Origin of the sequence: Pseudoalteromonas obscura (genome assembly GCF_030135505.1) — a bacterium.
GTDB classification, from domain to species: Bacteria; Pseudomonadota; Gammaproteobacteria; order Enterobacterales; family Alteromonadaceae; genus Pseudoalteromonas; species Pseudoalteromonas obscura.
Genome location: NZ_JASJUT010000002.1, coordinates 303976 through 318863, shown reverse-complemented (window position 1 = coordinate 318863; position 14888 = coordinate 303976). Strand labels below are relative to the sequence as shown.

14 protein-coding genes are annotated in these 14888 nt (G+C 43.3%); 8 read left to right on the top strand and 6 right to left on the bottom strand.

Annotation, left to right across the window (positions count from 1 at the left end):
- Positions 1 to 126 precede the first annotated feature (126 nt).
- The 3 genes from QNM18_RS05555 (at position 127) to QNM18_RS05545 (ending at position 3433) form a co-directional block, all read left to right on the top strand.
- Positions 127 to 1062, top strand: coding sequence for an NADP-dependent oxidoreductase (locus tag QNM18_RS05555; RefSeq protein ID WP_211009673.1), 936 nt, complete (start codon positions 127 to 129; stop codon positions 1060 to 1062).
- A gap of 67 nt (positions 1063 to 1129) precedes the next feature.
- Entirely contained in the window at positions 1130 to 2707 is a 1578-nt protein-coding gene (gene gshA, locus QNM18_RS05550) for a glutamate--cysteine ligase (RefSeq protein ID WP_284136618.1), read from the top strand.
- Between the two features lie 117 nt (positions 2708 to 2824).
- Positions 2825 to 3433, top strand: a complete 609-nt coding sequence (locus QNM18_RS05545) for a transglycosylase SLT domain-containing protein (protein WP_023398615.1) — start codon at positions 2825 to 2827, stop codon at positions 3431 to 3433.
- 66 nt (positions 3434 to 3499) lie between these two features.
- Here the strand turns inward: QNM18_RS05545 and QNM18_RS05540 are convergent, their stop codons facing one another.
- Together QNM18_RS05540 and QNM18_RS05535 are read right to left on the bottom strand one after the other, a co-directional pair.
- The gene (locus tag QNM18_RS05540) at positions 3500 to 4780 is read right to left on the bottom strand and encodes an HlyC/CorC family transporter (RefSeq protein WP_211009671.1); all 1281 of its coding nucleotides are present in this window, start codon (positions 4778 to 4780) and stop codon (positions 3500 to 3502) included.
- A gap of 82 nt (positions 4781 to 4862) precedes the next feature.
- Positions 4863 to 5666: a cytochrome C assembly family protein gene (locus QNM18_RS05535; protein WP_023398617.1), complete on the bottom strand. Its 804-nt coding sequence runs from the start codon at positions 5664 to 5666 to the stop codon at positions 4863 to 4865.
- A gap of 163 nt (positions 5667 to 5829) precedes the next feature.
- On the opposite strand from QNM18_RS05535, the gene ffh reads away from it, so the two are divergent.
- A complete protein-coding gene (gene ffh / locus QNM18_RS05530; protein WP_023398618.1) occupies positions 5830 to 7209 on the top strand; it encodes a signal recognition particle protein in 1380 nt (459 codons plus the stop codon).
- Positions 7210 to 7286: 77 nt separating this feature from the next.
- Here the strand turns inward: ffh and QNM18_RS05525 are convergent, their stop codons facing one another.
- Genes QNM18_RS05525 through QNM18_RS05510 form a run of 4 tightly spaced genes read right to left on the bottom strand, consistent with a single transcriptional unit; the run spans position 7287 to position 10683 of the window.
- Entirely contained in the window at positions 7287 to 8036 is a 750-nt protein-coding gene (locus QNM18_RS05525) for a HugZ family pyridoxamine 5'-phosphate oxidase (protein ID WP_284136617.1), read from the bottom strand.
- On the bottom strand, positions 8029 to 8826 hold the full coding sequence (locus tag QNM18_RS05520; RefSeq protein ID WP_211009669.1) for a heme ABC transporter ATP-binding protein: 798 nt from the start codon (positions 8824 to 8826) through the stop codon (positions 8029 to 8031). Before QNM18_RS05520 ends, QNM18_RS05525 begins: the two co-directional genes overlap by 8 nt.
- The gene (locus tag QNM18_RS05515; RefSeq protein ID WP_284136616.1) at positions 8819 to 9868 is read right to left on the bottom strand and encodes a FecCD family ABC transporter permease; all 1050 of its coding nucleotides are present in this window, start codon (positions 9866 to 9868) and stop codon (positions 8819 to 8821) included. Before QNM18_RS05515 ends, QNM18_RS05520 begins: the two co-directional genes overlap by 8 nt.
- The gene (locus QNM18_RS05510; RefSeq protein ID WP_211009667.1) at positions 9865 to 10683 is read right to left on the bottom strand and encodes a heme/hemin ABC transporter substrate-binding protein; all 819 of its coding nucleotides are present in this window, start codon (positions 10681 to 10683) and stop codon (positions 9865 to 9867) included. The genes QNM18_RS05515 and QNM18_RS05510 overlap by 4 nt, the downstream gene beginning before the upstream one ends.
- A 243-nt stretch (positions 10684 to 10926) precedes the next feature.
- On the opposite strand from QNM18_RS05510, the gene QNM18_RS05505 reads away from it, so the two are divergent.
- The 4 genes from QNM18_RS05505 (at position 10927) to trmD (ending at position 14863) form a co-directional block, all read left to right on the top strand.
- Complete coding sequence (locus QNM18_RS05505; RefSeq protein WP_284136615.1) at positions 10927 to 13029, top strand: TonB-dependent hemoglobin/transferrin/lactoferrin family receptor; 2103 nt, start codon at positions 10927 to 10929, stop codon at positions 13027 to 13029.
- A 270-nt stretch (positions 13030 to 13299) separates the two neighbouring features.
- Positions 13300 to 13548, top strand: a complete 249-nt coding sequence (rpsP, locus tag QNM18_RS05500) for a 30S ribosomal protein S16 (RefSeq protein ID WP_023398624.1) — start codon at positions 13300 to 13302, stop codon at positions 13546 to 13548.
- 17 nt (positions 13549 to 13565) lie between these two features.
- Positions 13566 to 14099, top strand: a complete 534-nt coding sequence (gene rimM, locus QNM18_RS05495) for a ribosome maturation factor RimM (protein ID WP_023398625.1) — start codon at positions 13566 to 13568, stop codon at positions 14097 to 14099.
- On the top strand, positions 14099 to 14863 hold the full coding sequence (gene trmD / locus QNM18_RS05490; protein ID WP_211009665.1) for a tRNA (guanosine(37)-N1)-methyltransferase TrmD: 765 nt from the start codon (positions 14099 to 14101) through the stop codon (positions 14861 to 14863). The genes rimM and trmD overlap by 1 nt, the downstream gene beginning before the upstream one ends.
- Positions 14864 to 14888 lie beyond the last annotated feature (25 nt).

The following is a 14888-nucleotide window of genomic DNA, read 5'->3' as shown; positions in this document are numbered from 1 at the left end:
ATAAGCGTTTTTGGAGGCTGTCTCTATTTGTTATGAACCCCCTAAAGAACACGATGAAGTTGTTTGGGGGGTCTTGCTTTTATATGTTAAATTTAACAACTATTTAGTCAATCTTGATGAAAATAAATGAATAAAAAATACACACAAGCTGGCGTTGTGCATTTTGGCACCGCTGATGCGCTTCAAACCCAAATTATGCCTATGCCATCACTAGAGCCTGAGCAAGTTTTTATTCGTGTTATCTCATCTTCAGTCAATCCTATAGATGTTAAAACTCGAGCTGGTTTGGGCTATGTAGCTCAATCTAAAGCCCAAGATGCATTTTTGCCTCTAGGTTATGATCTTTACGGAGTGGTAGAGGAAACTGGCGAGCAGGTTAAAGGTGTCAAGGTTGGTGATACTGTTTTAGGTATGGCCGGGTTTCCCACTAAACCGGGTTGTTATGCAAGCCATGTTACGGCACATCACAATGAGTTAATTGTGGTCGATGCGAAAGTTTCTGAGCGCTTAGCGGGTCTGAGTCTTGCGGGATTAACTGCATTACAGGCATTAGATAAGCTTGATGTAGACGGTGGCACGCTATTTATCAATGCACCAACGGGTGGCGTTGGTCATTTGGCGCTACAATTGGCATTGCGTAAAGGCTTTGATGTTGTTGCTGTAACGTCGCGCAAGGCGATTATGAAGGCAATGAACTTTGATGTTCCGGTGATGTCATACGATGAATTCTTTATGCAAGTGAGAGCTGGCCAATTACTAGATTTAGTCGGTGGAAAGCTCGCTTGCACTATGTTGTCAAATATGAAAAGTGGCGCGGCATTTGTTACGGTACCGTCAATAACAAAAGATGAGGTTATTGCGCATGCTGCATCATGTGGTGCACATGGTGAGAGCATGTTAGTACAGGCAAATCCCAACCAGCTTGATGAACTGTATCAAGCTGTCGCAACACAACAGCTACGCATTGTTGTGAGCAAAAAATTCAAGCTAGATGAGATTGCTTTGGCTCACAAGTTTATTGAGCAAGGCGAGCACTTTGGTAAAGTAATTATTGTGGCTTGAGTATTTTAAATTTGCCCCCATTGAAGGTGGCATAACTTAAGCTTGGTCCGAGCCTCGAGGTATTTTTTTGAAACACACTAATTTAGAAAGCAAGTTAGAAACACTTGCCAACACTGCGCTTGTCCCTTCTTTATCGAGCATCCAGCGTGGTATTGAACGAGAAGCTTTACGGATCCAGCCATCCGGCAAAATTGCTAAAACGTCTCACCCAAAAGGTGTGGGGCACCCGCTCACACATAATTCAATCACGACGGATTTTTCAGAGTCTCTACTTGAGTTTATTACGCCTGTTAGCACGTCGGCTGAGCAAACGTTGTCTCAACTAAGAGATCTACAGAAATACACATTGGCAAATATGGGCGATGAAATGCTCTGGCCTATGAGTATGCCTTGTTTTATAGAAGATCAAGACGATATTGTGCTGGCACAGTTTGGCAACTCAAATATCGGCAAAATGAAAACCTTGTACCGAGAAGGGTTGAAAAATCGCTATGGTAGCATGATGCAAGCTATTGCTGGTGTACACTTTAATATGTCGTTTCCAGATGCTTTTTGGGATGCACTTAAAGCCACTGAGCAAAATCAAGATACGCTGCAAGACTTTATATCAAACAAGTACTTAGGCTTGATCCGAAACTTTAAACGAGAGCTTTGGTTAATTAGCTACTTATTTGGTGCTTCCCCAGCGCTATGTCGTTCGTTTTTGCAAGGAAAGGAAAGTGACCTACCGTTTGAAGCGTCAGGTAAAGGCACCTTGTATTTGGCAAAGGGCACGGCATTAAGGTTAGGCGATCTCGGTTATACGAACAGCGCACAGTCTTCGCTTAAAGTGATGTATAACAGCCTCCCTGAATATGTTAAAGGGCTGCAAACGGCGATCCGCTGCCGCTCAGACTTGTATGAAAGTATTGATGATTATCGGGCTTCTGAACCAAAGCAACTCAATAAAAATATTCTCCAAATTGAAAACGAATTTTATTCGCCAATTCGTCCTAAACGTAATGCTAATCCACAAGAGACGCCAACACAGGCACTTGCCCGTGGTGGCATTGAGTATATAGAGATCCGTGCTCTAGATGTGAATCCATTCTCCGATACCGGGATTAGCTTAGAGCAGATCAGGTTTTTGGATGTATTTTTGACTTATTGTCTGTTAAAAGATTCTCCAGAGATGAGTTGGGATGAGCAGCAAGTTTCTGATAAAAACCTGCAAAGTGTCATTAGTACGGGGAGAGATACAGAAACTCAGTTACAGCAAGGCGACTCTGCTGTTTCGGTGGAAGCTTGGGCAAAGAGTATCTTCAGTGATTTAATTAAGGTAGCAAGTCTATTTGATAAGGCGCATGGCAACAATGCGTATTCAGATACCATAGCTACTTTGGCAGCGTGGGTAGATAACTCAGATGAAACCTTTTCAGGGAAGCTGGTAGCGGCCCTTGGTGCGCAAAGTGCTGACTCTTCTGAACAGGCTCTTGATCTTGCGAAACAGTATAAAGAGGAACATCTGCAACGAGCGTATCAGTTTTATCAAGAGGCTGAATTAAACGCACAAGCAGCCCAATCATTCATTGATGAACAAGCGATTTGTCAAAGTGACGAATTGACATTAAAAGCGTTTTTGCAAGACTACTTCGAAAAGGCATAAAAAAACGCAGCCCATGGGGCTGCGTATAAAAATATCAGGGATGAAACAATGCTAAACTGCTGCATTCAAGTACTATGACCCTAGCAAATTGAAAAAGTTCAGGTGAGTTTTAAAAAAATGAGAAAAAAAATAATATTTTTGCCTCTACTCTTAGCATTAACTGGGTGCGCGACAGCGCCACCAAAGCAACCTAATGATATTTGTAAGATTTTTGAAGAAAAAGAAGATTGGTATTACGATGCTCGAGATGCGCAAGAAAAGTGGGGATCACCAAAGCACGTCTTGATGAGTATGATGTATCAAGAAAGCTCCTTTAGACACGATGCTGCACCGCCGATGGAGTATTTTCTAGGTTTTATTCCCATAGGGCGAGCTAGCTCTGCTTATGGTTACTCTCAGGCAAAAACCATGACTTGGAGTGATTATATTCGTGAAACAGGTAACTCAGGTGCAGATAGAGATGACTTTGAGGATGCTATCGACTTCATGGGTTGGTTTGTTTATAAAACCCATAAAGTGAATGGTGTTTCCAAGTGGGATGCTTATGCTCAATACTTAAATTATCACGAAGGGTGGGGCGGATATCGCCGCGGCACTTACAAGAAGAAGCAGTGGTTAGTGAAAGTTGCAAATAAGGTTAAGCACCGAGCTTCTCGATATGGAGCCCAACTTCGTAAGTGTGAAGATGATTTGAATAAGAGTTGGTTTGAAAGGTTGTTCTCTTAAGCAGGAAAATAACCTAAATTACTTTGAATAGAAAAACGGGTTTAGTATTGCTAAACCCGTTTTTGATTAAGCTTCTTTTCGTGCTGGCTGTTGCAGTGGAAAAATTTTAACCATCTTGATCATATTTTCTTTCACTTCCATCACTTCCATTGGATAGTTTGCAATTTTTAAACTCAATTGTGACTCGGGTATATCTTCCAAGTATTCAACAATCAAACCGCTCAGGGTTTTTGGTCCTTCAGTTGGCAGCTCCCAGCCCATCTCTTTGTTCAAATCACGAATATTGGCGCTACCATCGACTAGCACAGAGCCATCGCTTTGGACTTTGACTTCATCGCTAGGGGTGGGCGTTTGGGTGGTGGTAAAGTCGCCAACAACCTCTTCAAGTATATCTTCAAGTGTTACTAAACCTTGAATATCGCCGTATTCATCAACCACTAATCCAATACGTTCTTTATTTTGCTGGAACTTTAACAACTGGGTGTTGAGAGAAGTACCCTCTGGAATGAAATAAATTTCACGAACAGCGCGTAACAGAGACGGTTTATCGAATTGTTCTTTGGTCAGCAGGCGCAGTGCATCGCGAGAGTGAATAAACCCGACAGCATCGTCGATTTGATCCCGGTATAAAAGCACTCTTGTATGCTGCGCATGGGTAAGCCGACGGGTAATGTCCTTCCAATCGTCATTGATGTCGATGGCATTGATTTCATTACGCGGGATCATGATATCTTCGACGGTAACCTGCTCAAGATCCAAAATAGACGTTAACATGTTGCCGTGATTTGTTGGCAGCATGGCACTTGATTCATTTACGACTGTTTTTAGCTCTTCTTTACTCAGACTGTGCTCTTCAATTTGTTCAGGAGACACACCAAACAGCTTTAACATGCCATTTGTGATCCAATTGACAGTGACGACAACGGGAAAAAGGACTTTTAACAATACTTTCAGTATCACAGAGCTTGGAAAGGCAACCTTTTCGGGATACAGAGCGGCAAGTGTTTTTGGCGTCACTTCTGCAAAAATCAAGATGACCAAAGTCAATGCAAAGGTTGCAACAACAATACCTGCATCTCCTAGTAGGCGCATACCAATGACTGTTGCTACTGCAGATGCAGCAATATTAACGAGGTTGTTACCGATAAGAATAAGGCCGATAAGGCGATCAGGTCTTTTTAGTAATTTATCGACCCGCTTGGCAGATTTGTTATTCTCTTTAACTAAGTGTCTGAGTCTATAGCGATTAATGGACATGATGCCAGTCTCAGAACTTGAGAAATAACCTGATATAAGTATCAGCACGCCGAGTATGATAAACAAGGCGCTGGTAGATATGTCGTCCAACAGAGGATCCCTTTTTTACTTTCGAACGGATATTAAGCGTCAGCACAGGAGCAGAGTCAAGTTCGACGCCTAATTTTTTGTATTAAAATTTGTCTAAAATGACTTCCTGGATAAATCGGCTTCCAAAATAAGCCAAAGTCACAATGCCAGAAGCGCCAATAACAGCAAAGACAACAGGCTTTCCACGCCAGCCAAATTGATGATGACCCAATGTGACAGCTGTAAAAATAGTCCATGCGATTAGAGAAAGCACTGTTTTGTGGATAGAAGCTTTGGCAAACATGCCATCTAAAAATACAAACCCGGCCAACAACGCCAAGGTTAAGAGTCCTGTTCCCACTGTAAGCAGTTGATAAAGCTGGGACTCTACTTGCATTAATGGGGGGAGGTGACTATTCATAATTGCAAGGTCTTTGCTTTTTAGACGTTTGTCGATGAAATAAAATTGGACAGCGTATAGCGTGGCGATGATCAGAATACAATAGGCCAACAGTGATAATGAAATATGTGTGACCAGGCCAATGTCGACATGGATATCATCCATAATAATGTGATGTGGAATAAACAAACTTGCAATCAATAGAATAGCTGCAAAGCCGTAGACAACGGGTAAAAGTAAAGTCGCGGGAAACTTCAATGAAACTGTTGTGACAGAAACCACAATGACCCAGCAAGTCAACAGCGCAATATTGATGGTACTCAAATCTTGCCCGTGTTGAGTAAACACCGAATTCACTAAAACCAGCATATGGCTCAAAATTGCAACCGTGCTTAGAATAACGGTTAGCTTCTGACTTGGGCCCTCTTTGTGGAATAAACGTGAAAGCACGTGTCCGGTTGCTAGTATATAAAACAGGCTCGCCAACAATGACAAAATGATGATCATGAACTTTGTGTCTACTTTCGTGGTCCTTTAATAGGCTATTGTATTTTAAGCCTCGCCGCTTGCATAGACTTTGTAAAAAGAATCTTTGTATAACTTGAATACTGTATTAGTTGCGCGCATATCAGTATAATGTTGCGTAATTACGAGATAGTGGAAGCGATACATGTTTGAGAACCTCCAAGAACGCTTAGGAAAAACGCTTAAAAACATCAGTGGCAGGGGCCGACTGACCGAAGACAATATTAAAGAAACACTACGCGAAGTGCGCATGGCTTTACTGGAAGCTGATGTGGCATTGCCTGTGGTACGCGAGTTTGTAAAGCAAGTTAAAGAGCGTGCTGTTGGTGTAGAAGTAACCAAAAGTCTAAGTCCTGGTCAGGTTTTCATTAAAATTGTTCGTGAAGAACTTGAGAAAGCGATGGGTGAAGCTAACGAAGAGCTTAACCTCAACGCACAGCCGCCAGCAGTTGTCATGATGGCTGGTTTACAAGGTGCTGGTAAGACGACCAGTGTCGGTAAACTTGCTAAATTTCTGAAAGAGAAAAAGAAAAAATCTGTATTGGTTGTCAGTGCCGACGTTTATCGTCCTGCCGCAATCAAACAGCTTGAGACCTTAGCTTCAGAAGTTGATGTTGAGTTTTTCCCCAGTGATATTTCACAAAAGCCTGTTGATATTGCAAACAATGCAGTAAGTCACGCCAAGAAAAAATTCATCGACGTGGTGCTGGTGGATACCGCTGGTCGTCTTCATGTCGATAGTGACATGATGGAAGAGATCAAAGCGCTACACGCGGCGATAAACCCAATTGAAACCCTATTTGTTGTTGACTCCATGACCGGTCAAGATGCGGCAAACACGGCAAAAGCATTTGATGAAGCGCTACCGCTGACAGGTGTGATCTTAACGAAAACTGATGGTGATGCTCGCGGTGGTGCTGCACTGTCAATCCGTAATATAACGGGTAAGCCAATTAAATTTATGGGTGTCGGTGAACGTACTGACGCATTAGAGCCATTCCACCCTGATCGTATCGCATCTCGTATTCTTGGTATGGGTGATGTTTTATCACTGATCGAGGAAGTCGAAGCAAAAGTTGACAAAGATAAAGCGGCTAAGGTTGCAGAAAAGGTATTTAAAGGGGATGGCTTTACCCTTGAAGACTTCGCTGAGCAGTTGAAGCAAATGAAAAACATGGGCGGCATGATGTCCATGCTTGAAAAGCTGCCTGGTATGAATAATTTACCGGATGCGGTTAAAGGGCAAGTTAACGACAAAACCTTTAATCAAATGGAAGCGATTATCAGCTCTATGACGCCGAAAGAGCGTGCCCGTCCTGAAATCATCAAAGGCTCGCGTAAAAAGCGTATTGCAGCTGGCTCAGGTACTCAGGTACAAGACATCAATAAGCTGCTAAAGCAATTTACACAAATGCAGAAAATGATGAAAAAGATGAAAGGCAAAGGCGGCATGATGAAAATGATGCGAGGCATGAAAGGTATGATGCCACCGGGTATGTTTGGCGGCGGTGGCCCTAAATTTTAATTTGCCAAAATGTGAAAAGGGAAGTGGTGACACTTCCCTTTTTGATCTAACGTGGCTCAATTTAGCTGAGTTTCAATTTAATCTTGAGCAGTTTCAGTGCTGGTGTTGAACTCTTTTCTGGCCAACTTAGTGAGTCTGACTAACTCCATTCTAACAGCTTGACTATCCATGCACACATTTTCAAATTGAATGTAGTAGTTTTTCTCATTGGCTCGTAGGTAACAGCCATCAGGCACTATGGTAGTCATAATAACGTGTTCCGCTTCGATCTGATGGATAAGCTTGAGCATTAGCTGGTTAGCGTCAGCATGGTCGTCATTCATATGCTCAACCATTCTTTTTTCATCTTCTAACGTCCATTCAGGCTCTTGCGCGTCCCACTCATTTTGTTCTATCCAGAAGATATGGCCAAAACCACCAATGTAGCGAACGCGTTTTACGTCCATACGCCATAGCTGGAAATCATGGGCCTGCCGGTAAGAAATAGCTTCCGGATATTGACGTTCATAACGCTCTAGCAGTGCGTCTGATTCCTCGGCTGGCACTGGTGCGGCATCACCGACGATAGTCACGCGTGCGTGGGCATTTTGGTCACCTTGTTCAGCAGCGTCAAAAACCGTGGCACACATGCGGCTGTCTTCAGTTAGGTTGCGCGAGTGCTGAGCGATGCCGGCAATATAAAATACCAGCCTACCTTGGCTGTCCGTCATAAAAGGAGACACAGATCCAAAAGGGTAGCCCTGTAGGTTTTTAGAAAGGGTTGAGATCACACAGACAGATGACTGTCTTACTAGGGTGCGTGCTTCAAAAGCGGCTTGTTCACGCATTGGAGGCTCCTGTTAGCGGTTCTGAAAAAATCATAGGGATTTCAAAGCTGGGGTGCAAGTTAATTTGCATGCCAGCACGATAGATAGGCTGTAATACTTCTGGGCGCAATACGTCTTGCGGTTTTCCGTCATGGTAAATAATGCCATGATGTAGCAGTAAAATTCTATCAGCATATAATGATGCGAGGTTCAAATCATGCAAAACGGCAATCACGGTATTGCCTTGTTCAGCAAACGATTTGGCTTTGCTCAGGGTAACGTGTTGATGGTGAAGATCGAGCGCAGATGTCGGTTCATCTAGCAACATTAGTTTACCTGTAGTTTGAGTGTTATGTGCATTTAATTGTGCAATACAACGCGCAAATTGTACGCGTTGAAATTCACCCCCAGACAACACTGTGACATCTCTATCAGCCAAAGCTTCAAGAGACATTTGCGTAATAATATCGTTGACAACGTCCGCTTGTGCTTGCGCTGTTTCATGGTAAGGGTAGCGACCCATAGCAATCAGTTCTGCGGCACTAAATGCGAAGTTGACTCGGTTGTTTTGTAGTAGCATTGCTCGCTGGGTTGCGAGTGTTTGAGGGTCAAGGACGTGAATCGACTGCTCATTCAATAATACCTCACCGCTGTAGTACAAATCATCGCATATTGCACTCAACAAGGTTGATTTACCCGCGCCATTTTCCCCCAGCAAGACAATAAATTCACCTTGATGGGCAGTAAACGAGAGATCGTGAATAATACGCTTGGTACCACGAGTAATGCTAATGTTTTTGCATTCAAGCATGTGCACCTCGCTTTTGTTTGATTAACTGGTAGATAAAAAATGGTGCGCCAAATAAAGCGGTGACTATGCCAATTGGCAATTCAGATGGCGCAACAATTAAGCGTGCAATCCAATCAGCCAAGAGCATGAGTAAGCAGCCTAAGAGCATGCTTAGTGGTAACATTTTGCGTAGGTCGGGGCCCACCAATAAGCGCGCGATATGTGGCACAACTAAGCCTACAAAGCCAATCATACCAGCCATTGCTACGGCGCCACCAACGCCCAAAGCAACCAAGAATACTACTTCGGTTTTAAGACGTTTAACGTTGACACCTAGATGTCTCGCATCTCGCTCTCCTAGCATCAACGCGTTGATTTGACGCTTTTTCAACAGCAACGTAATTGTACTGATGATGATCAATGGCGCACCATAAGTCATTGCTGACCAGCTAGCCCCCCCTAGAGAGCCCATTTGCCAGTATGTCATTAGGCGCAATGAACTGTCGTCCGCAAAAAAGCTAAACAAGCCTATAATTGCCATGGCTATGGCATTGATAGCTACGCCAGCGAGTAACAAAGTGGTAATTTGCACTTGCCCTTGATGATTCGCTAGACGATATATGACAGAGGTAATGGTTAATGCGCCTATAAATGCGGCAGGTGCAACCATAGCTTCATTTATAAAACTGGCCTTGGGGGCCAGTGCTATCACAGCAATAGCTGCTACCGCTGCACCGCCAGTGACACCCATAAGGCTTGGATCGGCCAATGGGTTTCGGCAAAGAGCTTGGGTTGCAGCACCGCTGCAGGCAAGTACCGAGCCGACTAAAATGGCAAGCATGAGCCTTGGTAGTCTAATTTGTGACACAACGCTTATATGTAGGTCATTAATGTCGGTTGTCATTGAATTTGGTAGCAGCCATACGATGGGCATTTTCCAATCCCAGCCAACAGGGCCACTGCTTAGTGACAGCCAAGCTAGGCTAAGCAGCAAAAAAATGCTTAGCCAGTACCATTTTAAATGTTGTTTTGAATTTAAAATAGGGAGCGTAATATTACTCATAGTGCCTGCTTACGGTGAAATGCGTCTAGTTTGGCAATGGCTTCAGGTAAGCGTGTGGTCATACCTAATGCCATTAATGAATCCATAACTAAAAGACGACATTCCTTCGCAGCGGGGATCAAAGCCAGTGCAGCTTGATTGCAAAACTTTTCTGGACCACCGGCTCCGTATACAACGTGGCTGGGCGCGATGATAAAATCGGGGTTGGCGACGAGCATAGACTCTCGATTAATTGGCTTAAATCCGTTATGTGTCGCAATGTTTTTAATGCCTGTGTAGTTAAACAGCACCTCAGGTACAGTTTCTTTACCTGCGACCATCACACCACGCTCACCTGCGGAGAGAATAAATAAGGCTTTAGTATTTGAAGGCTTAGGCTTCTCTGGTAGCTGGGACTTGAGCGATTTAATCAATGTAGCCGCCTGGTGCTCTTTTTTTAGCTCTTTTGCGACTTGGTTAATTAAAGTGTAAAGGTCGTCAACTTTATCTGGCTTGTCATAATGATGAACCGGTACACCTGTACTTTTTATTTGTGTAAGCACTTCTGGGCGACCAGCACCTTCTAAAGTCAAAATCATGGTCGGTTTTTGCGACAAAATACCTTCGGCAGCGAGATCTCTATAGTAGCCAACTTTAGGTAGGGCAGCTGCTTTAGGAGGCCAAGTACTTGAGGTGTCTACGGCAACAACTTTGTCACCAGCATTTAGCGCATAAACGATGTCAGTAATTGTACCGCCTGCAACAACTAAACGTTCTGCGTTAGCCATAAAGCTGTTTAGCATCAGTAAAATACCGATAAAAAAGGTATGTTTCATTGTTCTTCTCACGTTTTGATACTTGAGTATTTGACCCAAAACTGCGCTGCAATTGCCTCAGTTTGAGCGACTAGCAAATCCCTTATGAGTACATGTATCCAATAACGGCAATAATACATTCTACAGAAAATAAAATCTATATGATTATAGAAATGCAAATAATTATCGTTTGCGATCAGGTGAAAATACCTTTATAGTGCACAGCGAAAATTATTCATTCTTCCTGTTTGAGGTTAAAAGATAATGTTTAAAAGAACTACTCTTTCGCTAGGTATTGCGGCAGCAGTCTTTACTGCGCCTAATGTTGTTGCTGAACAATTTGAAAAAGATAGCGAAGTAATCGTAGTATCAGGGTCGCGTATTGAGCAAAAGCTTGAAGATGTTGCGGGTACTGTAAATGTTGTCACCGAACAAGAGATTGAACGTGAGTTAGCAGTTGACTTAAATACCGCATTTAAGTTTCAAACAGGGATTACAACTACGGGCTCTACAGGTGAAGCCCAAGCGCTCAATATTCGTGGTATCGGTGGAAACCGGGTGGTGTATGTCAAAGACGGTCGCCGTTTAAATGATGCTTACGCAGGGGGCGGTGGCTTACTTATCGGCCGTGGTTACTTTGACGTGGACAATGTTAAGCAAATCGAAGTTGCCAAAGGTGCTGCGTCGTCGCTATATGGTTCAGATGCGCTTGGCGGTATTGTTGTGATTTCGACAAAAAATCCGTCTGATTATTTATCGGGTAATGATACGTACGCGCAAGTTGGTCTTGGGTATTATGGCGTGAACGCAGAAAAAAGTGCGACGGCGACATTCGCCAAGCAACTGAGTAATTCTAACGCGACATCGATTCAGGTCACACGTCGAGATGGTGAAGAAACCCAAAACTATGCGGAAGATTTGCCCGGTTTTGACTACACATCAAATGCACTGCTACTCAAATCTGAATTCATAATTACTGACAATGAACGTATCTTGGCGACAGTGGACTACTTTGACCAAGATGTTGAGCAAATTGTTACTGAAAATGCTTATGAAACAAGAGATGATAATGAAAGCATTTCATTCTCTCTAGAGTTTGATACAGCGAGTGCAACCAGTTTTTACGATAATCTAAGCGCACAAGTTTATTACACAGACTTTGAGCAATTAAGCGATCAGATCCGCGCAAATGATGGCAGCCGCAGTCGCACTGGTCCATATACTGACTTCAATGACTATCGCTTTGAGCAATCTATTTTCGGCACGCGTTTAGTCCTTGATAAGCAGCTTGAATTTGGCTCTTTGTCTCATCAATTGGTTTACGGCTTTGATTACGATAGCTATGAGACGGCTCGTCCTCGCTATAAAACACGAATTGATACACAGGGAAACAAAACCCTAGATAGAGAAGGGCAAAAGACGTTCCCTGGTGCAGACACAACTATGCTAGGTTTATTTGTTCAAGACAATATTACCTTGATACCTGATACACTTAAGCTCAATGCTGGCCTACGCATAGACCGCTATGAGATGGATGCTAAACAAAGCGAATTATACGCGGGCACAGAATTTGGAGACATCAGTGAAACGGCTCTGTCGCCAAAACTGGGCGTGGTTTACTCTGTGTCAGAAAACTTGAACGTTGTTGCTCAGTATTCTCGTGGTTTCAAAATTCCACCTCATGATCTTGCATACCAAAGTCACGGTGTTGAGCCATTTTATCAAATTCTACCGAACTCTGAGCTAGATCCAGAAACAAGCGACAGCGTTGAATTCGGCGTTAAAGGTGATTTTGAGTCGAAACAGTTCTCTGTCACGGTATTTAATTCAAAATTTGATGATTTTATCTCAAACAAAATTGTGCGTGTTGAGCCAAGCCAAATTCCAGGTATGCCTCCTAAGACTTATTATCAGTACCAAAATATTGCAGAAGTAGAGATCAAAGGACTAGAAGCTGACTTCACTATTTGGGTGAATGACAATGTGTCGTTTAATTCTGGTTTTTCCTATGTACAGGGTAAAGACAAAGAAACTAATGACTATATTAGTACTATTAGCCCGCTAAATGGTTTTGTAAAGGCACGCTATGAGTTAGACAACTGGTCCGTTACTGCGGCATTTAAAGCTGCCAAACGTATGACTAAGGTACCAGCTGATGACAAGGTCAAAACAGCGGGTTGGGGGACAGTTGATCTCTTCGCTGAATACGACTTTGGCAACTTTAGACTTAATGCGGGCGTCTTTAACTTATTGGATAAGGAATACACGCCATATGAGAGCGTCGCTGGGCAGTCGGCTGACGCAGCGCTAGGACAGTATACGCAACCAGGGCGTAATTTTGCACTAAATGCGAAATATACGTTCTAAGGTTTAATGCCTCCCTGCGAGCAAAGTAATTAATGCTTTGCTTGAGCTTTTAAACGGGTGCTTTTAACTGCACCCGTTTCTTTATTTTGGCGTGTGCGAAGCCAAACAATGAGTGCGTTTTAGGTCCAAACTGACCTAGGTATGTCAAGATTGAGAATTAAATCCAAAACATGCTTGCATTGTTGAGAAAAACTCGTACAATTCCCCAGCTTCCCGTAGTGGGAAGTTATATCTTATTAATGAAAACAGTCAATCTATGTAGAGGACGGTATGGTAACTATTCGTTTGCAACGTGGCGGCGCTAAAAAGCGTCCATTCTATCAAATCGTGGTTGCGGATAGCCGTTTCTCGCGTGACGGTCGTTTCATCGAGAAAGTAGGTTTCTTTAACCCAATCGCTTCTGGTCAGGAAGAAAAAATTCGTCTAGATCTTGCTCGTGTTGATCACTGGGTAGGTCAAGGCGCATCTCTTTCAGATCGCGTAGCTAAGTTAGTTAAAGACGCTCGTAAAGCGGCTTAATAGGCGTAAGTGTAACCATGAGTCAAGATAACACCTCGACACTTGTTGTCGGCAAATTAGGTGCCCCTTATGGTATTAAGGGTTGGCTTAAGGTGCATTCATTTACTGATGATCCCCAAGGGATCTTCGATTTCAGCCCATGGTTGATAGGGCAACAAGGTAAATGGCAAGCACTTGAAGTGAGCGACTGGCGTCGCCACAACAAGGGTTTCATCGCTAAATTTGCAAACATTAACGATAGAGATGAAGCAATGGCTTATACCAATGCTGAAATCGCCGTTAATAGTGAGCAGCTTCCTGAATTACCTGAAGGGGAGTTTTATTGGCGAGACTTAATTGGTATGACGGTTGTAACTAATAAAGGTTACAACTTAGGTCATGTCGATGACCTGATGGAGACTGGCTCAAATGATGTTTTGGTTGTGAAAGCAAACAAAAAAGATGCATTTGGCCAGACTGAGCGCTTAATTCCATTTTTGACAGATTCTGTCATTATTGAAGTTAAGCACGATGAACGTGAAATTACGGTTGATTGGGATCCTGCATTTTAATGAGTGATCAGCAAAAACTATGGGTAGGCGTTGTATCGCTGTTCCCTGAAATGTTTGATGCAGTTACTCAGCAAGGTGTAACTGGTCGAGCTGTGAAAAACGGCTTGATTGAGTTCAATTGTTGGAACCCTAGAGCGTATGCTACTGACAAACATCGTACTGTAGATGATCGTCCTTATGGCGGTGGTCCAGGTATGTTGATGATGGTAGAGCCGCTTGAAAAAGCCATACTTGATGCAAAATCTGCAGCAGGTGATGGTGCAAAAGTAATTTATATGTCTCCACAGGGACGCAAACTGGATCAAAAAGGCGCTGCTGAATTAGCACAGTCTGAAAAATTGATTCTAGTTGCGGGTCGATATGAAGGTATAGATGAACGGATCATTGAGTCTCATGTAGACGAAGAGTGGTCCGTTGGTGATTTTATTCTCAGTGGTGGCGAATTGCCCGCTATGACGCTTATCGATGCAGTTGCTCGATTAGTGCCTGGTGTGCTTGGTCACAATCAGTCTGCTGAGCAGGACTCATTTTCGGATGGCCTGTTAGATTGCCCTCACTATACTCGGCCTGAAATATTGGATGGAAAGCAGGTCCCTGCTGTATTACTCAGTGGGAACCACAAAGAAATTGCAAAATGGCGCTTAAAGCAGTCATTAGGCAGGACTTGGCTACGCCGTCCGGACTTGTTGCGTAACCTAGCTCTGACTGAGGAGCAAGCAAAGCTCCTTGCTGAATTTCAGCAAGAACATGAAGCTTGTGGCTAGAAGACAGTTACTCCTAGGAATGTGA